The organism is Ectobacillus sp., from assembly GCF_056992975.1.
Map to the genome: position 1 here is coordinate 1 of NZ_JBXKMX010000213.1, position 15051 is coordinate 15051.

General features: G+C 38.0%; 14 protein-coding genes and 1 riboswitch. Of the genes, 9 read left to right on the forward strand and 5 right to left on the reverse strand.

All coding sequences use genetic code 11. The annotated features are described in order from the left end of the window. The first annotated feature begins 252 nt into the window (after positions 1-252). On the forward strand, positions 253-939 hold the full coding sequence (locus AC11ZT_RS09775; protein WP_484059414.1) for a GTP pyrophosphokinase: 687 nt from the start codon (positions 253-255) through the stop codon (positions 937-939). A gap of 36 nt (positions 940-975) precedes the next feature. Here the strand turns inward: AC11ZT_RS09775 and AC11ZT_RS09780 are convergent, their stop codons facing one another. Beyond that, the gene (locus AC11ZT_RS09780) at positions 976-1737 is read right to left on the reverse strand and encodes an alpha/beta hydrolase (protein ID WP_484059415.1); all 762 of its coding nucleotides are present in this window, start codon (positions 1735-1737) and stop codon (positions 976-978) included. Positions 1738-1804: 67 nt separating this feature from the next. Further along, positions 1805-1907: riboswitch (SAM riboswitch) on the reverse strand. Positions 1908-2169: 262 nt separating this feature from the next. Here AC11ZT_RS09780 and AC11ZT_RS09785 point away from each other — a divergent pair. After that, the gene (locus AC11ZT_RS09785) at positions 2170-3708 is read left to right on the forward strand and encodes a GNAT family N-acetyltransferase (protein WP_484059416.1); all 1539 of its coding nucleotides are present in this window, start codon (positions 2170-2172) and stop codon (positions 3706-3708) included. A gap of 111 nt (positions 3709-3819) precedes the next feature. Here AC11ZT_RS09785 and AC11ZT_RS09790 read toward each other — a convergent pair whose 3' ends face one another. Further along, positions 3820-4713 carry a YitT family protein gene (locus AC11ZT_RS09790; protein WP_484059417.1) on the reverse strand — a complete coding sequence of 298 codons (894 nt, stop codon included), beginning with the start codon at positions 4711-4713 and terminating at the stop codon, positions 3820-3822. A gap of 203 nt (positions 4714-4916) precedes the next feature. On the opposite strand from AC11ZT_RS09790, the gene AC11ZT_RS09795 reads away from it, so the two are divergent. After that, a complete protein-coding gene (locus AC11ZT_RS09795; RefSeq protein WP_484059418.1) occupies positions 4917-5369 on the forward strand; it encodes a DUF3920 family protein in 453 nt (150 codons plus the stop codon). Positions 5370-5456: 87 nt separating this feature from the next. After that, complete coding sequence (locus tag AC11ZT_RS09800) at positions 5457-6329, forward strand: GNAT family N-acetyltransferase (RefSeq protein WP_484059419.1); 873 nt, start codon at positions 5457-5459, stop codon at positions 6327-6329. 80 nt (positions 6330-6409) lie between these two features. Here the strand turns inward: AC11ZT_RS09800 and AC11ZT_RS09805 are convergent, their stop codons facing one another. Next, complete coding sequence (locus tag AC11ZT_RS09805) at positions 6410-7552, reverse strand: MGDG synthase family glycosyltransferase (RefSeq protein ID WP_484059420.1); 1143 nt, start codon at positions 7550-7552, stop codon at positions 6410-6412. Between the two features lie 494 nt (positions 7553-8046). On the opposite strand from AC11ZT_RS09805, the gene AC11ZT_RS09810 reads away from it, so the two are divergent. From AC11ZT_RS09810 to AC11ZT_RS09825, 4 genes are all read left to right on the forward strand, one after another. Then, on the forward strand, positions 8047-9429 hold the full coding sequence (locus AC11ZT_RS09810; RefSeq protein WP_484059421.1) for an MFS transporter: 1383 nt from the start codon (positions 8047-8049) through the stop codon (positions 9427-9429). A 464-nt stretch (positions 9430-9893) separates the two neighbouring features. Then, positions 9894-10199, forward strand: a complete 306-nt coding sequence (locus AC11ZT_RS09815) for an MTH1187 family thiamine-binding protein (RefSeq protein WP_484059422.1) — start codon at positions 9894-9896, stop codon at positions 10197-10199. Positions 10200-10289: 90 nt separating this feature from the next. After that, positions 10290-10532 carry a DUF2573 family protein gene (locus AC11ZT_RS09820; protein WP_484059423.1) on the forward strand — a complete coding sequence of 81 codons (243 nt, stop codon included), beginning with the start codon at positions 10290-10292 and terminating at the stop codon, positions 10530-10532. A 43-nt stretch (positions 10533-10575) separates the two neighbouring features. Then, positions 10576-11493 (forward strand): proline dehydrogenase family protein, encoded by a 918-nt coding sequence (locus AC11ZT_RS09825; protein ID WP_484059424.1) that lies wholly within the window; start codon positions 10576-10578, stop codon positions 11491-11493. Positions 11494-11793: 300 nt separating this feature from the next. Here the strand turns inward: AC11ZT_RS09825 and AC11ZT_RS09830 are convergent, their stop codons facing one another. Both AC11ZT_RS09830 and AC11ZT_RS09835 read right to left on the reverse strand, forming a co-directional pair. Continuing rightward, positions 11794-12624 carry a D-alanyl-D-alanine carboxypeptidase family protein gene (locus AC11ZT_RS09830; RefSeq protein ID WP_484059425.1) on the reverse strand — a complete coding sequence of 277 codons (831 nt, stop codon included), beginning with the start codon at positions 12622-12624 and terminating at the stop codon, positions 11794-11796. A gap of 99 nt (positions 12625-12723) precedes the next feature. Next, a complete protein-coding gene (locus AC11ZT_RS09835; RefSeq protein ID WP_484059426.1) occupies positions 12724-12870 on the reverse strand; it encodes a YuzL family protein in 147 nt (48 codons plus the stop codon). A 185-nt stretch (positions 12871-13055) separates the two neighbouring features. Between AC11ZT_RS09835 and AC11ZT_RS09840 the strand changes: the two genes are divergently transcribed. Then, the coding region (locus tag AC11ZT_RS09840) for a 3-hydroxyacyl-CoA dehydrogenase/enoyl-CoA hydratase family protein (RefSeq protein ID WP_484059427.1) at positions 13056-15051 on the forward strand (1996 nt) is incomplete at its 3' end.

Here is a 15051-nt window from a genome sequence, read left to right on the forward strand (position 1 = left end):
CCGGGAACGCCGTACGGTTATGCTACATAACTAGGAGATAATCCATACAAGTCAAACTATAACCAGTACAATTTCTTTATTTTCCTAGCAGCATCGTCTTAAAGTTTGGAAGATTAAATAAAAACGACGTTCCCCTATGCTATTTTGCAATGGTATTGTCATGAACTATTCATATAGATTTCATGCAAAGTTCACTTAGGTCTGATAAAGTAAAAGAGTATTAGAAAACAGAAGAAAAAGGTGGTTTCTGTTATGCAACAGATGATTCAAGCACAAATTGCAGAATGGACAAATTTTTTATTTGTATATAAATTTGCGTTAGATGAAATGGATACGAAATTAACGATTTTAAATGAAGAATTTCAATTTGTACATCAGCACAATCCAATCGAACATATTAAATCAAGAATTAAAAGCCCTGAAAGTATTGTAAGTAAGCTAGAACGTAAGGGGCTTGATATTACAGTGGAGAATGCTAAAGAGCACATTCATGATATCGCTGGTTTTCGTGTTACGTGTTCCTTTGTTTCCGATATTTATAAAATTTATGATATTATTCAAAGTCAAGATGATATTAAAGTGTTACGTGTAAAAGATTATATTCAAAAACCGAAGCCAAACGGTTATCAGAGTCTACATCTAATTGTGGAAGTGCCAGTCTTTCTTTCTACACGAACCGAGCATGTGAAGGTGGAAATTCAAATTCGAACCGTAGCGATGGACTTCTGGGCAAGCCTTGAGCATAAGATTTATTACAAGTTTGATCAGACAGTTCCGAAACATTTGACTGACCAATTAAAAGAGACCGCAGAAATGATTCAATATTTGGATGCGAAAATGAAACGACTTAAAGAGGAAATGGATAAAATAAAAGATAAAGGTCGGAAAGATACGTCTAAGAAGAAAGTCAACGAGGGTTCTCTTCTTCGTCTTATGTAGAAAAACGAGCATCGGATTCATCCGATGCTCGTTTTTTTAGACAGTGGGTGTAAGGTGGCTTGATTTTCTTTCAATAAATTGTGTACAGGAGCTTACAATTTTATCTTTATCGAAATCCATGGAGGCAACATGATAGGAATTTGTTAAAGGTATTACATGTTTTTGAGTAGAGCCGATGGCATCGTATAGGTGATGTGCAGAATTGGCAGGTACGACATGATCTTCTTGTGAATGCAAAAGCAAGACGGGGCAATGAATCGATGACAGTCTCGCTTTTGCAAATGGAATCAAGCGAAGAAGCTGTCGGATGGATGCAACAGGAACAGTATCATAAACGATTTCATGCACGGAAGAGTCTTTTATATCAGGAGCAGATTCCTCAATATATCTTGGAGAATCCGTTGCTTCATATTTTTCATAGCAAGGGACTGAAAAAGCGGCATTGATCGTAATTACACCAGCGCATGGATAGGAGTGAGCTAGTGTGAGAGCAAGCGTTGCGCCCATGGATTGTCCAACTACATAAATATATTTACAATGTGCTGCAAGTTGTTTATATCCTTCTTCCAGGCTTCTAATCCAGTCCTCATAGTAACATCGCTCTAAATCTTTATAATGTGTACCGTGTCCCTCGAGCCGAACGCCTAACACTGTATATCCCTTTTCTGCAAGCCTTTCGCCTACATATCGCATGCTTTGCGGTGTACCATTAAATCCGTGCGAAACTAAAATGCCAATATCATTGCCTTTAAAGAAAAACGGTTTTGCTCCAGGTAATATAGAATAGGGTTTCTTCAATGTGCATGTCTCCTTTTTAATAAAATAAAAAACTCTCTCTGCGTTTGGTTGCAAAAAGAGATGCATCATTTTATCAACCAAAGCAGTAGCTTTGGTGGTAGAAGCACCTTTCCTAGGGTAGGTTGCTGTGAAGTCATCAAGCCAGATCTCTCGTTCACTCTTGATAATGTATAAAGTTTTTAATTCCAATCGGTTTAGTTTGTTTTTATTATCCTATCATTTCATGGTAGTAAAGTCAACATCGGATAGGGGCATATAAAGTGATTTTATCTCGTATTAATGAGGTCGTTCACCTTTCGCTGAGCGGGGTTTCACGGTATCATTGTTTCCATATAAAATGACTTACAAAATCATAACAGGTAAAATGAGGTATACTACTAAGTGTAAAAATTATTTATATGAAAGAGAACGGAATAAAAAGGAGTTCATAGTATGTCTGATCAGTTAGATTTAAAAAAGTTTGAGAAGAAGATTTTAATTCGAAATATTGAGTATCGGGATATCGATAGTATTATTGCTATGCAGGCTTCCTGCTTTCCTGGTATGGAACCATGGACACGGGCGCAATTAGAGAGTCACTTGGAGCATTTCCAGGAAGGCCAATTTTGTGCAGAGTTTGAGGGGGAGATTATTGGTTCTTGCTCTAGCTTGCTTATTAACTTTGATGAATACGATGATCGTCACACATGGGATGATATTACAGATAATGGGTATATAACGAATCATAATCCGGATGGCTACAATATGTATGGAATTGAGGTTATGGTACATCCTGGTTACCGGCGCATGAAAATTGGGTATCGGTTGTATGAAGCACGTAAGGATTTAGCTCGCCGCCTTAATTTAAAGAGTATTATTATTGGGGGACGAATTCCTAATTATCATAAATACTCGGATACATTATCTCCAAGAGAATATGTCGATGAAGTTATTTTGCATAAAATATACGATCCGGTTTTATCGTTTCAAGCATTAAATGGCTTTATGTTAATGCGGATTAATCCGGGATACTTGCCTGACGATAAAGCATCGAAGCAGTATGCTACCTTGATGGAATGGAACAATGTAGATTATCAACCAAATACGAAACGTTATTATAAAACATCGTTTCCTGTTCGGATTTGTGCAGTGCAGTATATGATGAAGCAAATTCATTCCTTTGATGAATTTGCAACGCAAGTGGAGTATTATACCGGTGTTGCATCGGATGCAGGCTCTGACTTTGCCGTCTTTCCAGAAATTTTCACGACACAGTTGATGTCATTTATGCATGAGAAGGCGCCGAGCCTAGCGGTACAGCGAATAACAGAGTATACGGAGAGCTATATCAGTTTGTTTACAGATTTAGCTGTAAAATACAATGTTAATATTATCGGAGGCTCTCATTTTGTCGAAGAGGATGGAAAAATATATAACATTGCCTATTTATTCCGCCGAAATGGAACCATTGAAAAGCAATATAAGCTACATGTAACACCTAATGAAACAAAATGGTGGGGAATTAGTGAAGGGGATGAAGTAAAAGTATTCGATACAGATTGCGGGAAAATTGCGATCCAAATTTGCTATGATATTGAATTTCCAGAGCTTGCACGGATTGCATCAGACAGGGGGGCACGAATTATTTTTACCCCATTTTGCACAGAAGATCGCCAAGGATATTTACGTGTTCGGTACTGCTCGCAAGCACGCGCCGTCGAAAATCAAGTCTATACAGTTATTGCGGGGACAGTTGGTAATCTACCTCAGGCTGAAAATATGGACATTCAATATGCCCAGTCTGCTATATTTTCTCCGTCAGATTTTGAATTTGCACGCGACGGAATTGTAGGAGAATGCAATCCAAATATTGAAATGGTAGTAATCGGAGATGTTGATTTAGAAATTTTACGAAGACAACGACAATCCGGAACGGTTCGTCAGCTAAAGGACCGTAGACGCGATATTTATTCCCTTCATTATAAGAAGTAAGATGAGGAATAAAACAAAGAGACGATTATCTAGCATCTTGTTTTTTTAAGATGTTCTAGATAATCGTCTCTATTTATACTATGATAGTAGTAATTATCTTTTAAATCATCATTATACTCTTTTAAAACGTCCCACTACTTCTACCGTTTCTGTAATATTAATGAATGCAGTAGGGTCTACTTGGCGGACAAGACGTTTTACCTCACCTAATTCGTACCGAGTTATCACTGTATAGATTACTTTCTTAACATGATCTGTATAGGCTCCGACAGCGTCTACCATCGTAATACCGCGTATGCATTGATTAAGCAATGCTTGTTTCACATCTATGCCCTGCTCCGTTACAATCATAACAGTAAGCTTAATATGTTTGGTATGAATGGTATCAGTGACTTTCCCTACTACGAATCTACTAATTAATGTATATAATGTGATATCCCATCCGAAAATAAATCCTGCAACCACTAGAAGTAAGCAGTTAAATATAAAAATAAGTTCCCCTATGGATACATCTTTATTTTTTGCTAAAATCAACCCAATCACATCGAATCCACCAGTTGAAGCAGCATATCGGAAAACGATACCAGTAGATGCACCGCATATGATACCACCAAAAATGGATGAGAGTAAAATGTCATGAGAAAGCTGTTGTACGGGAATAACGGCCATGGCAATAGTCGATATCACAATAAAATAAATGGTTAGATACGTAATTTTTTTTCCTAAATATTTGTAACTTAAGAAGAATAAAGGTACGTTTAAAATTAATATTAATGTACCAATATTATAATGTGCTACATACCCGATAATCATCCCGATTCCTGCAAAGCCACCACTAATCATTTTGTGGGGAATAAAAAACATATTCATCGATACCGCATATAAAATAGATGCAATAGTAATGACAGCTAGTTGAATAATAAGCTCTGCGTGTCTTGTTTTCAAGATAGGTAAGGATAACAAAGCTGTCTCAGGAACGAAGTCGGCATCGCCTAATTGTGCCATAATAAATTGTCATCTCCAAGTTCTTTTTTTTCTACATCACGAGAATAAATCTTTTTTCCAATTAATACAACTCTTTTTGGCTTAGACGTAATTTTAAAAATTTTCTTACATTTTCTAACGAGATATATGTGATGAACTGCATATGTATAGCAGATTTTTTGTTTACATGTTGGGAATTACTAAAATGTTAGAGGAGAGATAGGATGAAATTCTCGCTACGCAAAGAATATGTGAGAGTTGAAAACTGGTATGTCATCGATGAAGAGTTCCCATGGCCGATTGAGCAGGTAAAAAGAGATATTATGTCTATGCATCCGTACCATAAGGTCCCTATTATTTTTTGTGATACGTGTGATGCAAATGAAATTCTTTTGGCGCTTGGTGAAGAAGAGGAAGAGTTTCTATTTCCTATGAATGGGTACTATCATCCAAGCAAGGATTTAATTTTTATCTTTACGTGGGATACGTATGAGCAACTACTTGCAACGCTACTTCATGAAATCCATCATCATATGCAGTTTCAAAACAAGCACGGCAAGATGCAATATCAGGCAGAACGTCATTTGCCCTATGAAGCAAGATCTTTCGAGAAGGATGCAAGGGAGTTTGCAAGAGAGAAAATGTTGTTATATAAACAAAAGATGAATCATCTATGACATAGCCCTAGTATACTCTGTGTGATAAGATAATGAAAAATAAGGAATAAAATCCATTTTTCGTTATGATTGAATGGGGGCTATGTATTGATTCATTTAAAAGCAGTAGCAGATTGTACATGGAACGAAGCATTGCAAGCGTGGAATGAGGGATTTCAAGGCTATTTTGTAGATGTACAAATGAATAGTATGCAGTTTACAAAGCGCCTTGCGATGCTAGAATTGTCGCCTGACCGGTCCGTTGTTGCATTTGAGGACAAAAAACCAGTTGGCATTCTTCTTACTGGAATTCGAATGATTTCGGGGCAAAAAATAGCTTGGAATGGGGGAACGGCAGTAGCGGAATGTGCAGAGGGCAAGGGAATTGGAAGAAGGATGATCGAGTATATACTCGATTGCTACCGAGAAGAGGATGTGGATGTAGCAACATTGGAAGCGATAAGTGAAAATGAAAAGGCGATTGCTCTCTATGAGAAGAAGGGTTATAAGGTGAGTGACTCTTTGTTTTACATGGAGCAAACAGGAATTATACCGAATACGATTGTTTCTCATGCGGAATATCCTTTATACAGCGCACCGGCTTCTAGACTAGAAACCTTACCTTTCTACGGTGCTACTGCGCCGTGGCAATGTCATGCATCTCACATTCAAGACGCCCTTGCATACATAGCTTCTGATTCGATCGGAAATGAAATCGGTTATCTCTTATATAAGTATACCTATAAGAAGAGCGGAGAACTAGATGGAATCGCACTGTATCAATGTGTAGTAGATTCGCATGAAAATGAGGCGCATGTAATAGAGACGATGCTTCATGCCATCTTGCATCCAGAGCAGGCGATAAAACGAACAGCCGTGCATATACAAGCTTCAAATAATGAAGTCATTTCCATATTAAGCCGAATCGGATTTGAAACGAAGGTAAAGCAAGTTCAGATGATAGTTAGACTAAAAGAATAAGATAGGAAATTGAAAAAAGAAGATAGCATAATCTATCTTCTTTTTTTATTAAGGAGTATGGATACATATAATTGCTACTACTAGGCCAAGAATAAGGATGACGCTTTTGAGTTTGCAAAGGACTGTAGAATGTCTGTAACAATTTGCTGTGAGCTTTCTTCTCGGTGTAGATGGTACAAAGCTTCACGCATTTCGGTAAGTTTATTGGAATGGTTTAACAAATACAACGTTTCTTTCACGATGCTTTCTTTATCTCTTACGGTAACGGAAGCACCAATCTTACAGAAATAAAGAGAGTTTTCGTTTTCTTGTCCAGGCACCGGTTTGTATAAGATGGTAGGGAGCTGTTTTGCTATTGTTTCAGATAAAGTAATTCCACCTGGTTTCGTTATCATAACATCTGCTAGCTCATACAATTCATGCACATCATCCACGTAACCGAATAGCTTTAACTGATCCTCGTAGCTACTTTTTAATTTACTTAATTGATTGAATAGCTTTTGATTGCGACCGCATACGATAATAATTTCCATGTCACTACGATCTAACAAATTGGATGCAATCCATTTTAAATCCTTTACGACTCCTTGGGCACCAGCCATAATAAGGAGTTTTTTCTTATCTGGATGCAATTGATATTTATTTAATAGGTAATTAGCATCTTTTTCTGCTTCGAATGCTTTGCGAATAGGAATACCGCTTACGTAAATTCTCTCTGCAGGAATGCCGCTTTGGATAATTTTTTGTTTAACATCCTCTGTAGCAACGTAATAACGGTCAATTTCCGGATGGACCCATGTACTGTGTAAACAGTAGTCCGTTACGACAGTGTAAATACGGAATTTATTTTGCGATTTTTTTCGCCATTCGGGTACGGTCCCTACTGGAAAGGTTGTAATAATGATATCGGGCTGCTTCGATTGAATGATGGACTCCAATTGCTTTTCGCCGAGTTTATTATACAGCTTTCCTGCCTTTGTGCTATACATTTTATCCATACCATAGAAAAACATTTTATAGAGAGAAGAACCGATAGAGAAAGATTGCTTGTATAAAAACTTAGCAGCTTCATTCCAATATGGATAAGCTTCAGCGTATAAGTCAAAAATTTCGACGGTGCCAATTCCTAATTCCTCAAACGTATGCTTTAGCGCATGAGATACTTGGTTATGACCGTTCCCAAAGCTAGCTGTAACGAGTAGTACTTTTGGCTGTGCTCTCATTTCGTCCTCCTTGAAGGATGTGAATTATAGTTTTCAAACTTATTGTACAGGAAAAAACTAAAGGAATTGTAACATAAACCTTAAGAATTTCTGAAGATTTCCATAAACTTGCTATGGAATACGAGTTACTTCTTAATAATATATAGTATGAAAAGACCTTCACTCCTCTACCCTAGCTGATTTACGGAATGAGTTTTTTTTATTCTTAAGAGGAGAAAAGACTTGTATATTCATATATTTCTTTTTATTTGGGGGGAGTTCAAGTATTTGTATGGGAATCAAGAGTATGGATAACTAGGTTCTTTCCATTCTATGAAAGGTATTGGGAGTATATGTGAAGTTATGTGTAAGAATGCCTTCTTACTAGCTATGAGTACCAATCTAATTTAAAACCTCTTATTAAGTATAGTACATGAAGTTAAAAAAAGTGAACAGACAAATATTTGTTTTTCCTTTTTCTAAACGGGCATACTAACGTAAAAGAAGGTGATGACATGGCCTTTGCAGCCAATCCTTTTCTATCCGAAAGCGATAGAAAACAATTTCGAAGAGAACGAACTTTGTTTCTTGCTGCTATTTCTTCGGGAACCATCTTAAATCCATTAAATTCCTCTATTATATCTATGGCGCTGCATGATATTCAAACTACATTCGTTATTTCCTTTGCTACGACTTCTTGGGTGATCTCTGTCTATTATATAGCAAGTGCAATTGGGCAGCCTGTTATGGGGAGATTATCCGATTTAGTTGGAAAACGAACCATATTTCTAGCTGGATTAGCTGTCGCAATGCTTGCTGTGTGCGGTGCACCGTTTATTTCTTCCTTTTCTTCGTTATTATTGTTACGAATCCTGCAAGCAATTGGTACAAGTGCGATCTTTCCATCCGGCATGGGAATGATTCGCGAGCATATATTTTATAAGCAAGCTTATGCTGTATCTGTGATTTCAGTGTTTAATTCGGTAACGGTTGCTATTGGCCCCACCATCGGAGGATTTGCTATTTCCTACGGCGGGTGGCTTGCCATCTTTATGACAAATGTCCCCTTTCTGCTCGTTAGCTTTCTTCTGGCTTGGTTCGTTCTTCCGAAAGAAGAACATGACAAACCAGCGAAGAGAAAGGCAACAGATTTTGATTTTCCCGGCATTCTCTTATTTACTGCCACACTCGTTTTTCTTCTATTATTTCTATTATCATTAAAATCAAATGTAAATTATGTCTACGGCTTACTGGGCGTTGCGGCGCTGTTCTTTTTTATTAAACGCGAAGCAACGATGCCGAATCCGTTTATAGATGTTCGGCTCTTTCAGACCAACAAAGCACTACGTTCCATCAACTGTATGTTTGTATTGTTAAACATATATAATTATGCATTGTTATTTGGACTTCCCACATTCTTTGTGCAGCGAATGGGAGCAGACATAAAGGTGATTGGTCTACTTATGTTTTTTATCGCAGGTTTTTCTATTGTAATCTCTCCTATTACGGGAAAATGGATTGATGCATCAGGCACCGTCGTTCCGTTACTTGTTGGATCCTTGCTTTTGTTAGTTGGTGCATTCCTTGTAACTGTATGTTTCAGTTTTGTTACATTATATTGGTGTATTCCGATTCTTTCTTTAATCGGGTTGGGGTATGGGTTACTGAATGTAAGCTTGCAGGCAGCTATGCTACAGGCTGCTCCTACAGAAAAGATTGGAATTGCTTCTGGATTATTTCAAACATCTCGTTATATAGGTGCGATTTTTTCATCCCTGTTATTAGCGATGATTACATCTGAAAGCGGTAACGAAATTCCGATTCATCTGTTTGGAGGAATTCTTGTCTTAATCGCTGTTATATCAACAATGATGAGCTTTCGAATTCATAAGAAGTAAGGAAGAATAGGTAGTAAAAAAAATCGAAAAAAAGTATATTTTTTTATTGCTGAAACGAATTTCTTGTGTTACATTTATGTTACAAAAGTTACAGCAAATGATGTTGCGTAACAAAAAAACGAAGAAACGTGTTAAACATTACAAAAACACAATAATGAGGAGAGAGAACGATGAACAACAAAAAAGTGGTATTAACAAAAACAGATTTAATTGGATACGGCGGCGGAGCAGCAGCTATTTCAGCAATTATCATGGTGTTTACAGTATTTTTCGGTTAATCCATACTAACGTCTTACAACTGGGAGAGTAGCTATTGAATAACGTGCATACTCATATATATAGGCAAAGAGGCTGACGAAATGAAACAATTGTGTTCATTTGGGAAGGCCTCTTTTTAGTTTACATACTCCGATACACTTGCGTTACAATAAGAAAAGAGGTTTCAAAAATGAGGAGGAATTCGAATGGCTATTGTTGATATTAGTATTATTCCGATTGGCACTGGTTCAACGAGCGTAAGTGGATATGTTGCACAGGTGCATAAAGTGTTAGATCAAAATGCAAGCCGTGTTAAGTATAAGCTCACTCCGATGAATACGGTAATAGAAGGAGAATTGCCTATATTATTGGAAGTAATCCAACAAATGCATGAAGTGCCGTTTCAAAACGGAGCTGCTCGTGTCTCCACGACAATTCGAATCGATGATCGCCGGGATCAGGTAAGCACGATGGAACAAAAACTTCAATCTGTGCAGGAAAAACTAGACTAAAAATGTGAGGGACCGCTAGGAAGATTTCTGTCTAGCGGTTATTCATGTTTTCCTTTGGTTCAAAATAAAATAAAGCAAGGAATGATAAAAATGGAGAAAATGTTTCAAGAACAAATAGATGGGTTGCTTGAAAAATATACGGAGCTTTTGCTAGGTGAGACGAACGAGGAATGGAAGGTAAAGGTACAAATATGGGCCTTATATTCACATATTGCAAAGTCAATGCCAGCTTTAGCAAAGCATTGGAACGGCGAATATCCAGAAGCGAAAAAAATGATGGTACAAATTGTTCAGGATATTAAAGAAATGAATGAAAAACAACGAAGTAAGTAAAGGATGAAGCATAAGGCCGATTTTACGTGACGGGGTGAATGAAATGAGTCAGCTTATACGCAACTTTTTTTTATTTTTATCAAAAAATAAAACGTTGATTAAAATGGCTAAGCATTTCGGCTTGCGATTCGGAGCATCCCGCTTTGTAGCTGGGGAGAGTATTCAATCTGCCATCGCTGCTATTCGAAGCTTAAATAAAAAGCATCTTACTGTTACCATTGATTATCTAGGTGAGTTTATCAAGGATGAACATGAGGCAAGGGAAATTGCCGATCAATCGATAGCAGCCATTTATGCTATAGGTAAACAACAGTTACATGCGCATGTCTCAGTAAAATTAACTTCACTAGGCCTTGATCTTTCTGAAAATTTAGCCCTATTTCATATGCGCCGAATTTTAAAGGCTGCAATGGAGAATGGTATTTTTGTCACAATTGATATGGAGGACTATTCCCGCTGCGAGAAGACATTGGATATTTTTAAGCTATTAAAGGATGAGTATGAGAATGTAGGGACGGTTTTGCAAGCTTATTTATTTCGAACGGAAAAAGATATGGAAGAATTAAATAAATACCATCCGAATTTACGGATTGTAAAAGGTGCTTATAAAGAATCTGGGAAGGTGTCCTTCCTAGATAAAAAGGATGTGGATGATAACTATAAGCGATTGGTTCGCATCCATTTGTTAAATGGTAATTTTACAGCGGTTGCGACCCATGATGATTCAATCATAGAGTATGTGAAACATTTAATCGAAGAATATCATATTCCACGCTCGAGTTTTGAATTTCAAATGCTATATGGTATCCGGCCAGAACGACAAGTAGAACTTGTAAAGGAAGGCTACAATATGCGTGTATACGTACCATACGGTAAGGATTGGTATGGCTATTTCATGCGCCGCCTAGCAGAGCGTCCAGCCAACGTTGCATTTGTATTGAAAAGCTTGTTTAAAAAATAAGCAGAATTTAGCCTGAATTATACCAACCCGTGAAAAAAAGCTTTCGAGTGGTAACAAAAGAGTTTCGATTATGCCCGTTTACGGGAAAAAAGGATGAGGGCGGTAACAAAACAACTTCGATTGTGCCCGCTCACGGGAAAAAAGGATGAGGGCGGTAACAAAAGAGCTTCGATTATGCCCGCTCGCGGGAAAAGGATGAGAGCAGTAACAAAATGCCCGCACATATAAGGTACCATCGCACCTATTTTTCAAAGTTCATACTTTTTCAGAACCCTTCTATAGTAGAGGTGGTCTTCTGTTTCACTGAAGTGCAAAGTGCGCCATTGATTCAGCATCCTTGTAGAGATGTTCTTTATCCGATTTTAAGACAACAGTAATAATCTTTCTCCCGTTCTTTTCCTCAATGGCAACCAGCGTATAACCAGAACCATCTGTTCGTCCGCTTTTGCTAGCAATGGCATAGGGGTCATGGAAGAGCTCTTTTCGCCCGTCATTTGTAATCTCTTTTCGTTGCAGGGAAGTTTGAATGGTTGTTGTAACTTGGCTCATCGCATGTAACACTTCGGGGTGAGTAATTGCGTTTTTTGTAATAAGTGCAAAATCGTAAGCGGTGATATGTTGACCGAATGTGTCTGCTCCGCTTGCATTTTGAAAACTGGTATTTGTTGCGCCGAGTTGCTTTGCTCTTTCATTCATTAAAAGGACAAATTGTTCTTTCGAGCCTGCAATGTGCTCAGCTACCGATTCAGCGATTGGATCTAAACTAATGGTTAGCATAAGCTTGATTGCTTCATCTCGTGTTATCTTTTCACCTGCATGTAGCGTAATTTTGGAGGTTCCAGACTCGGTATCAATCGCATGCTGCGTAATGGTAATCTGTTCATTAGGCTTTACCTTTTCAAGTAATAGCAATGTAGTCATTATTTTGGCTAGACTAGCAGGAGATGAGATGTCTCTCTCGTTTTTTCCAAAGAGAATTTCTCCGGAAGTAGCATCTATTGTAACGCCATAAGTTCCCGTTATTTCTGGATGAGAAGGAAAAGCATTCGTTTTGGCGTTCATCATGAAAAAAGCATATAGTAAGGATAAAACGAATACTATTCCACTAATATAGAGCAAATTATGCTTCATTTTCTCATCCCCTGTATTTACGAATATCTCATGAAAAAAGGCGGACACGCACTCTACTTCTCAGTATGCCACGAGTTCCGCCTTTTGTTCTTAATTTACTTATTGTTCTCCCATATTTTGTTTTCCATACTGTTGATTATTACCTTGCTTACCCTTTTCTTTTGGAAGATTAGAAGGACCTGCATTTCCCGTTGCACTTGCTGCACTGATTGCACCTTTTGACGGATTTTTTTTCATCTTTGCCATAATACCCACCTCCTATCTATACTATTTCCAAAATAAGTGAAAACATGTAAATTTTATTAGTAAATATATTGCGGAAATTCACACTATGTTTTATATTTGAAAGTAGATAACTCATTCCAACAGGGCATCTTTTTTTTACAGAAAAAATGAATGAGTATTCATTCAAGCGTTAAGGGGGAAAAGGGATGTTTCAAATTCGAAAAGCTGCTGTCCTTGGTTCAGGTGTAATGGGGTCTGGGATTGCGGCACACTTGGCAAACATAGGAATTCCAACATTATTATTAGACATTGTTCCGAAAACGCTTACAGATAAAGAATCTGCAAAGGGATTAACGTTAGAAAGCAAAGAAGTGCGTAATCGATTTAGCCGCAGCGCAATAGAAAAGCTAGGGAAACAAAAACCTGCACCTCTTACTGCTAAAGAAAATGTCGCTCTAATTGAATGTGGAAATTTAGAAGATGATATAGAGCGTCTAGGAGAGGTTGATTGGATTATTGAAGTTGTGGTAGAGAAGCTTGAAGTGAAGCAGCAATTGTTTGAAAAGGTAGATCGTGTTCGGAAGAAAGGTACCGTTGTAAGTTCTAATACTTCTGGTATTTCCATCGAAGCGATGGCTGAAGGTCGATCAGAGGATTTTCAAACACACTTTTTAGGTACACACTTTTTTAACCCACCGCGGTATTTAAAGCTACTTGAAATGATTCCAACCGAGAAGACGGACCCAAGCGTTCTGACGTTTATGAAAACGTTCGGAGAAGATACGCTCGGAAAAGGTGTTGTCATTGCAAAGGATACGCCGAATTTCATTGCGAACCGAATTGGCACATATGGCTTGCTTATTACACTACAAGAAATGTTAGCTAAGGGATATAGTGCTGGTGAAGTAGATTCTGTGACCGGACCTTTAATTGGACGTCCAAAAAGTGCAACATTCCGAACGCTCGATGTGGTGGGGCTAGATACATTCGTACATGTTTCTAACAACGTATACGAAAATGTGCGAGAAGAAGAACGCGAAGTATTTAAAGTTCCTGAATTTATGCTAAAGATGTTGGAAAATAATTGGCTAGGAAGTAAAACGGGGCAAGGCTTCTTCTTAAAGCAAGGTAAAGAAATTCTTGAACTGGACCCAATAACCTTCGAATATGGTCCGCGAAAAAAGCTTGCGACCGCTTCTACCGAAATGAGCAAGCAAGAAAAGAGACTAGTAAATAAGCTGAAGACACTCGTGTATGCCGAGGACCGTGCGGGTACATTGCTGCAAGCTATTATACTTCCGACGTTACTTTATTCTGCAAAATTATATAAAGACATAGCAGATCATATTGTTTCCATTGACCAAGCAATGAAATGGGGATTTGGATGGGAACTAGGCCCATTTGAAACATGGGATGCAATTGGGGTACGCCGCAGTGTAGAAAAAATAAAAGAGAATGGTTCTACTGTGCCGGCTTGGGTTGAGGAGATGCTAGCAAATGGATTCGAAACGTTTTATAAACAAGATAATGGTAACACCTATTACTATGATGACGGTCTATATAAAGCTGTAGAGCAAAATAAAAAGAATATTAATTTGCAGCTTGTTAAAGAAGAAAAGGGTGTTCGTAAGAAAAATAGCGGAGCAAGTTTAATTGACATCGGTGATGGCGTACTCTGCTTGGAATTTCACTCGCCAAGTAATGCGATCGGAACAGATTTTACGCAAATGCTTTCCTATGCCATTGATGAGGTTGAACGGAATTATAAAGGACTGGTCATCGGCAACCATGGGAAAAACTTCTGCGTGGGAGCAAATCTTGCCATGATGTTAATGGAAGCACAAGATGAAAATTATGATGAAATTAACCATGTCGTTAAGCAATTTCAAGATACTCTTATGAAAGTAAAGTATAGCTCCAAGCCAGTCGTTGTTGCTCCGCATGGCATGACACTAGGCGGAGGTGCTGAAATTTGTTTGCCAGCTGCTAGCATCCAGGCTTCTAGTGAAACGTATATAGGTCTAGTAGAAGCCTCAGTAGGATTAATCCCTGGCGGAGGCGGAAACAAAGAACTATATATAAAGCATTTAAACAAAATGAAGAGCGGCGTAGAGATTGATTTGTTGAAGGTTGCGAGCAAAGTATTTGAAACAATTGCTATGGCAAAGGTATCAACATCGGCGCAAGAAGCAGTTATCTCAA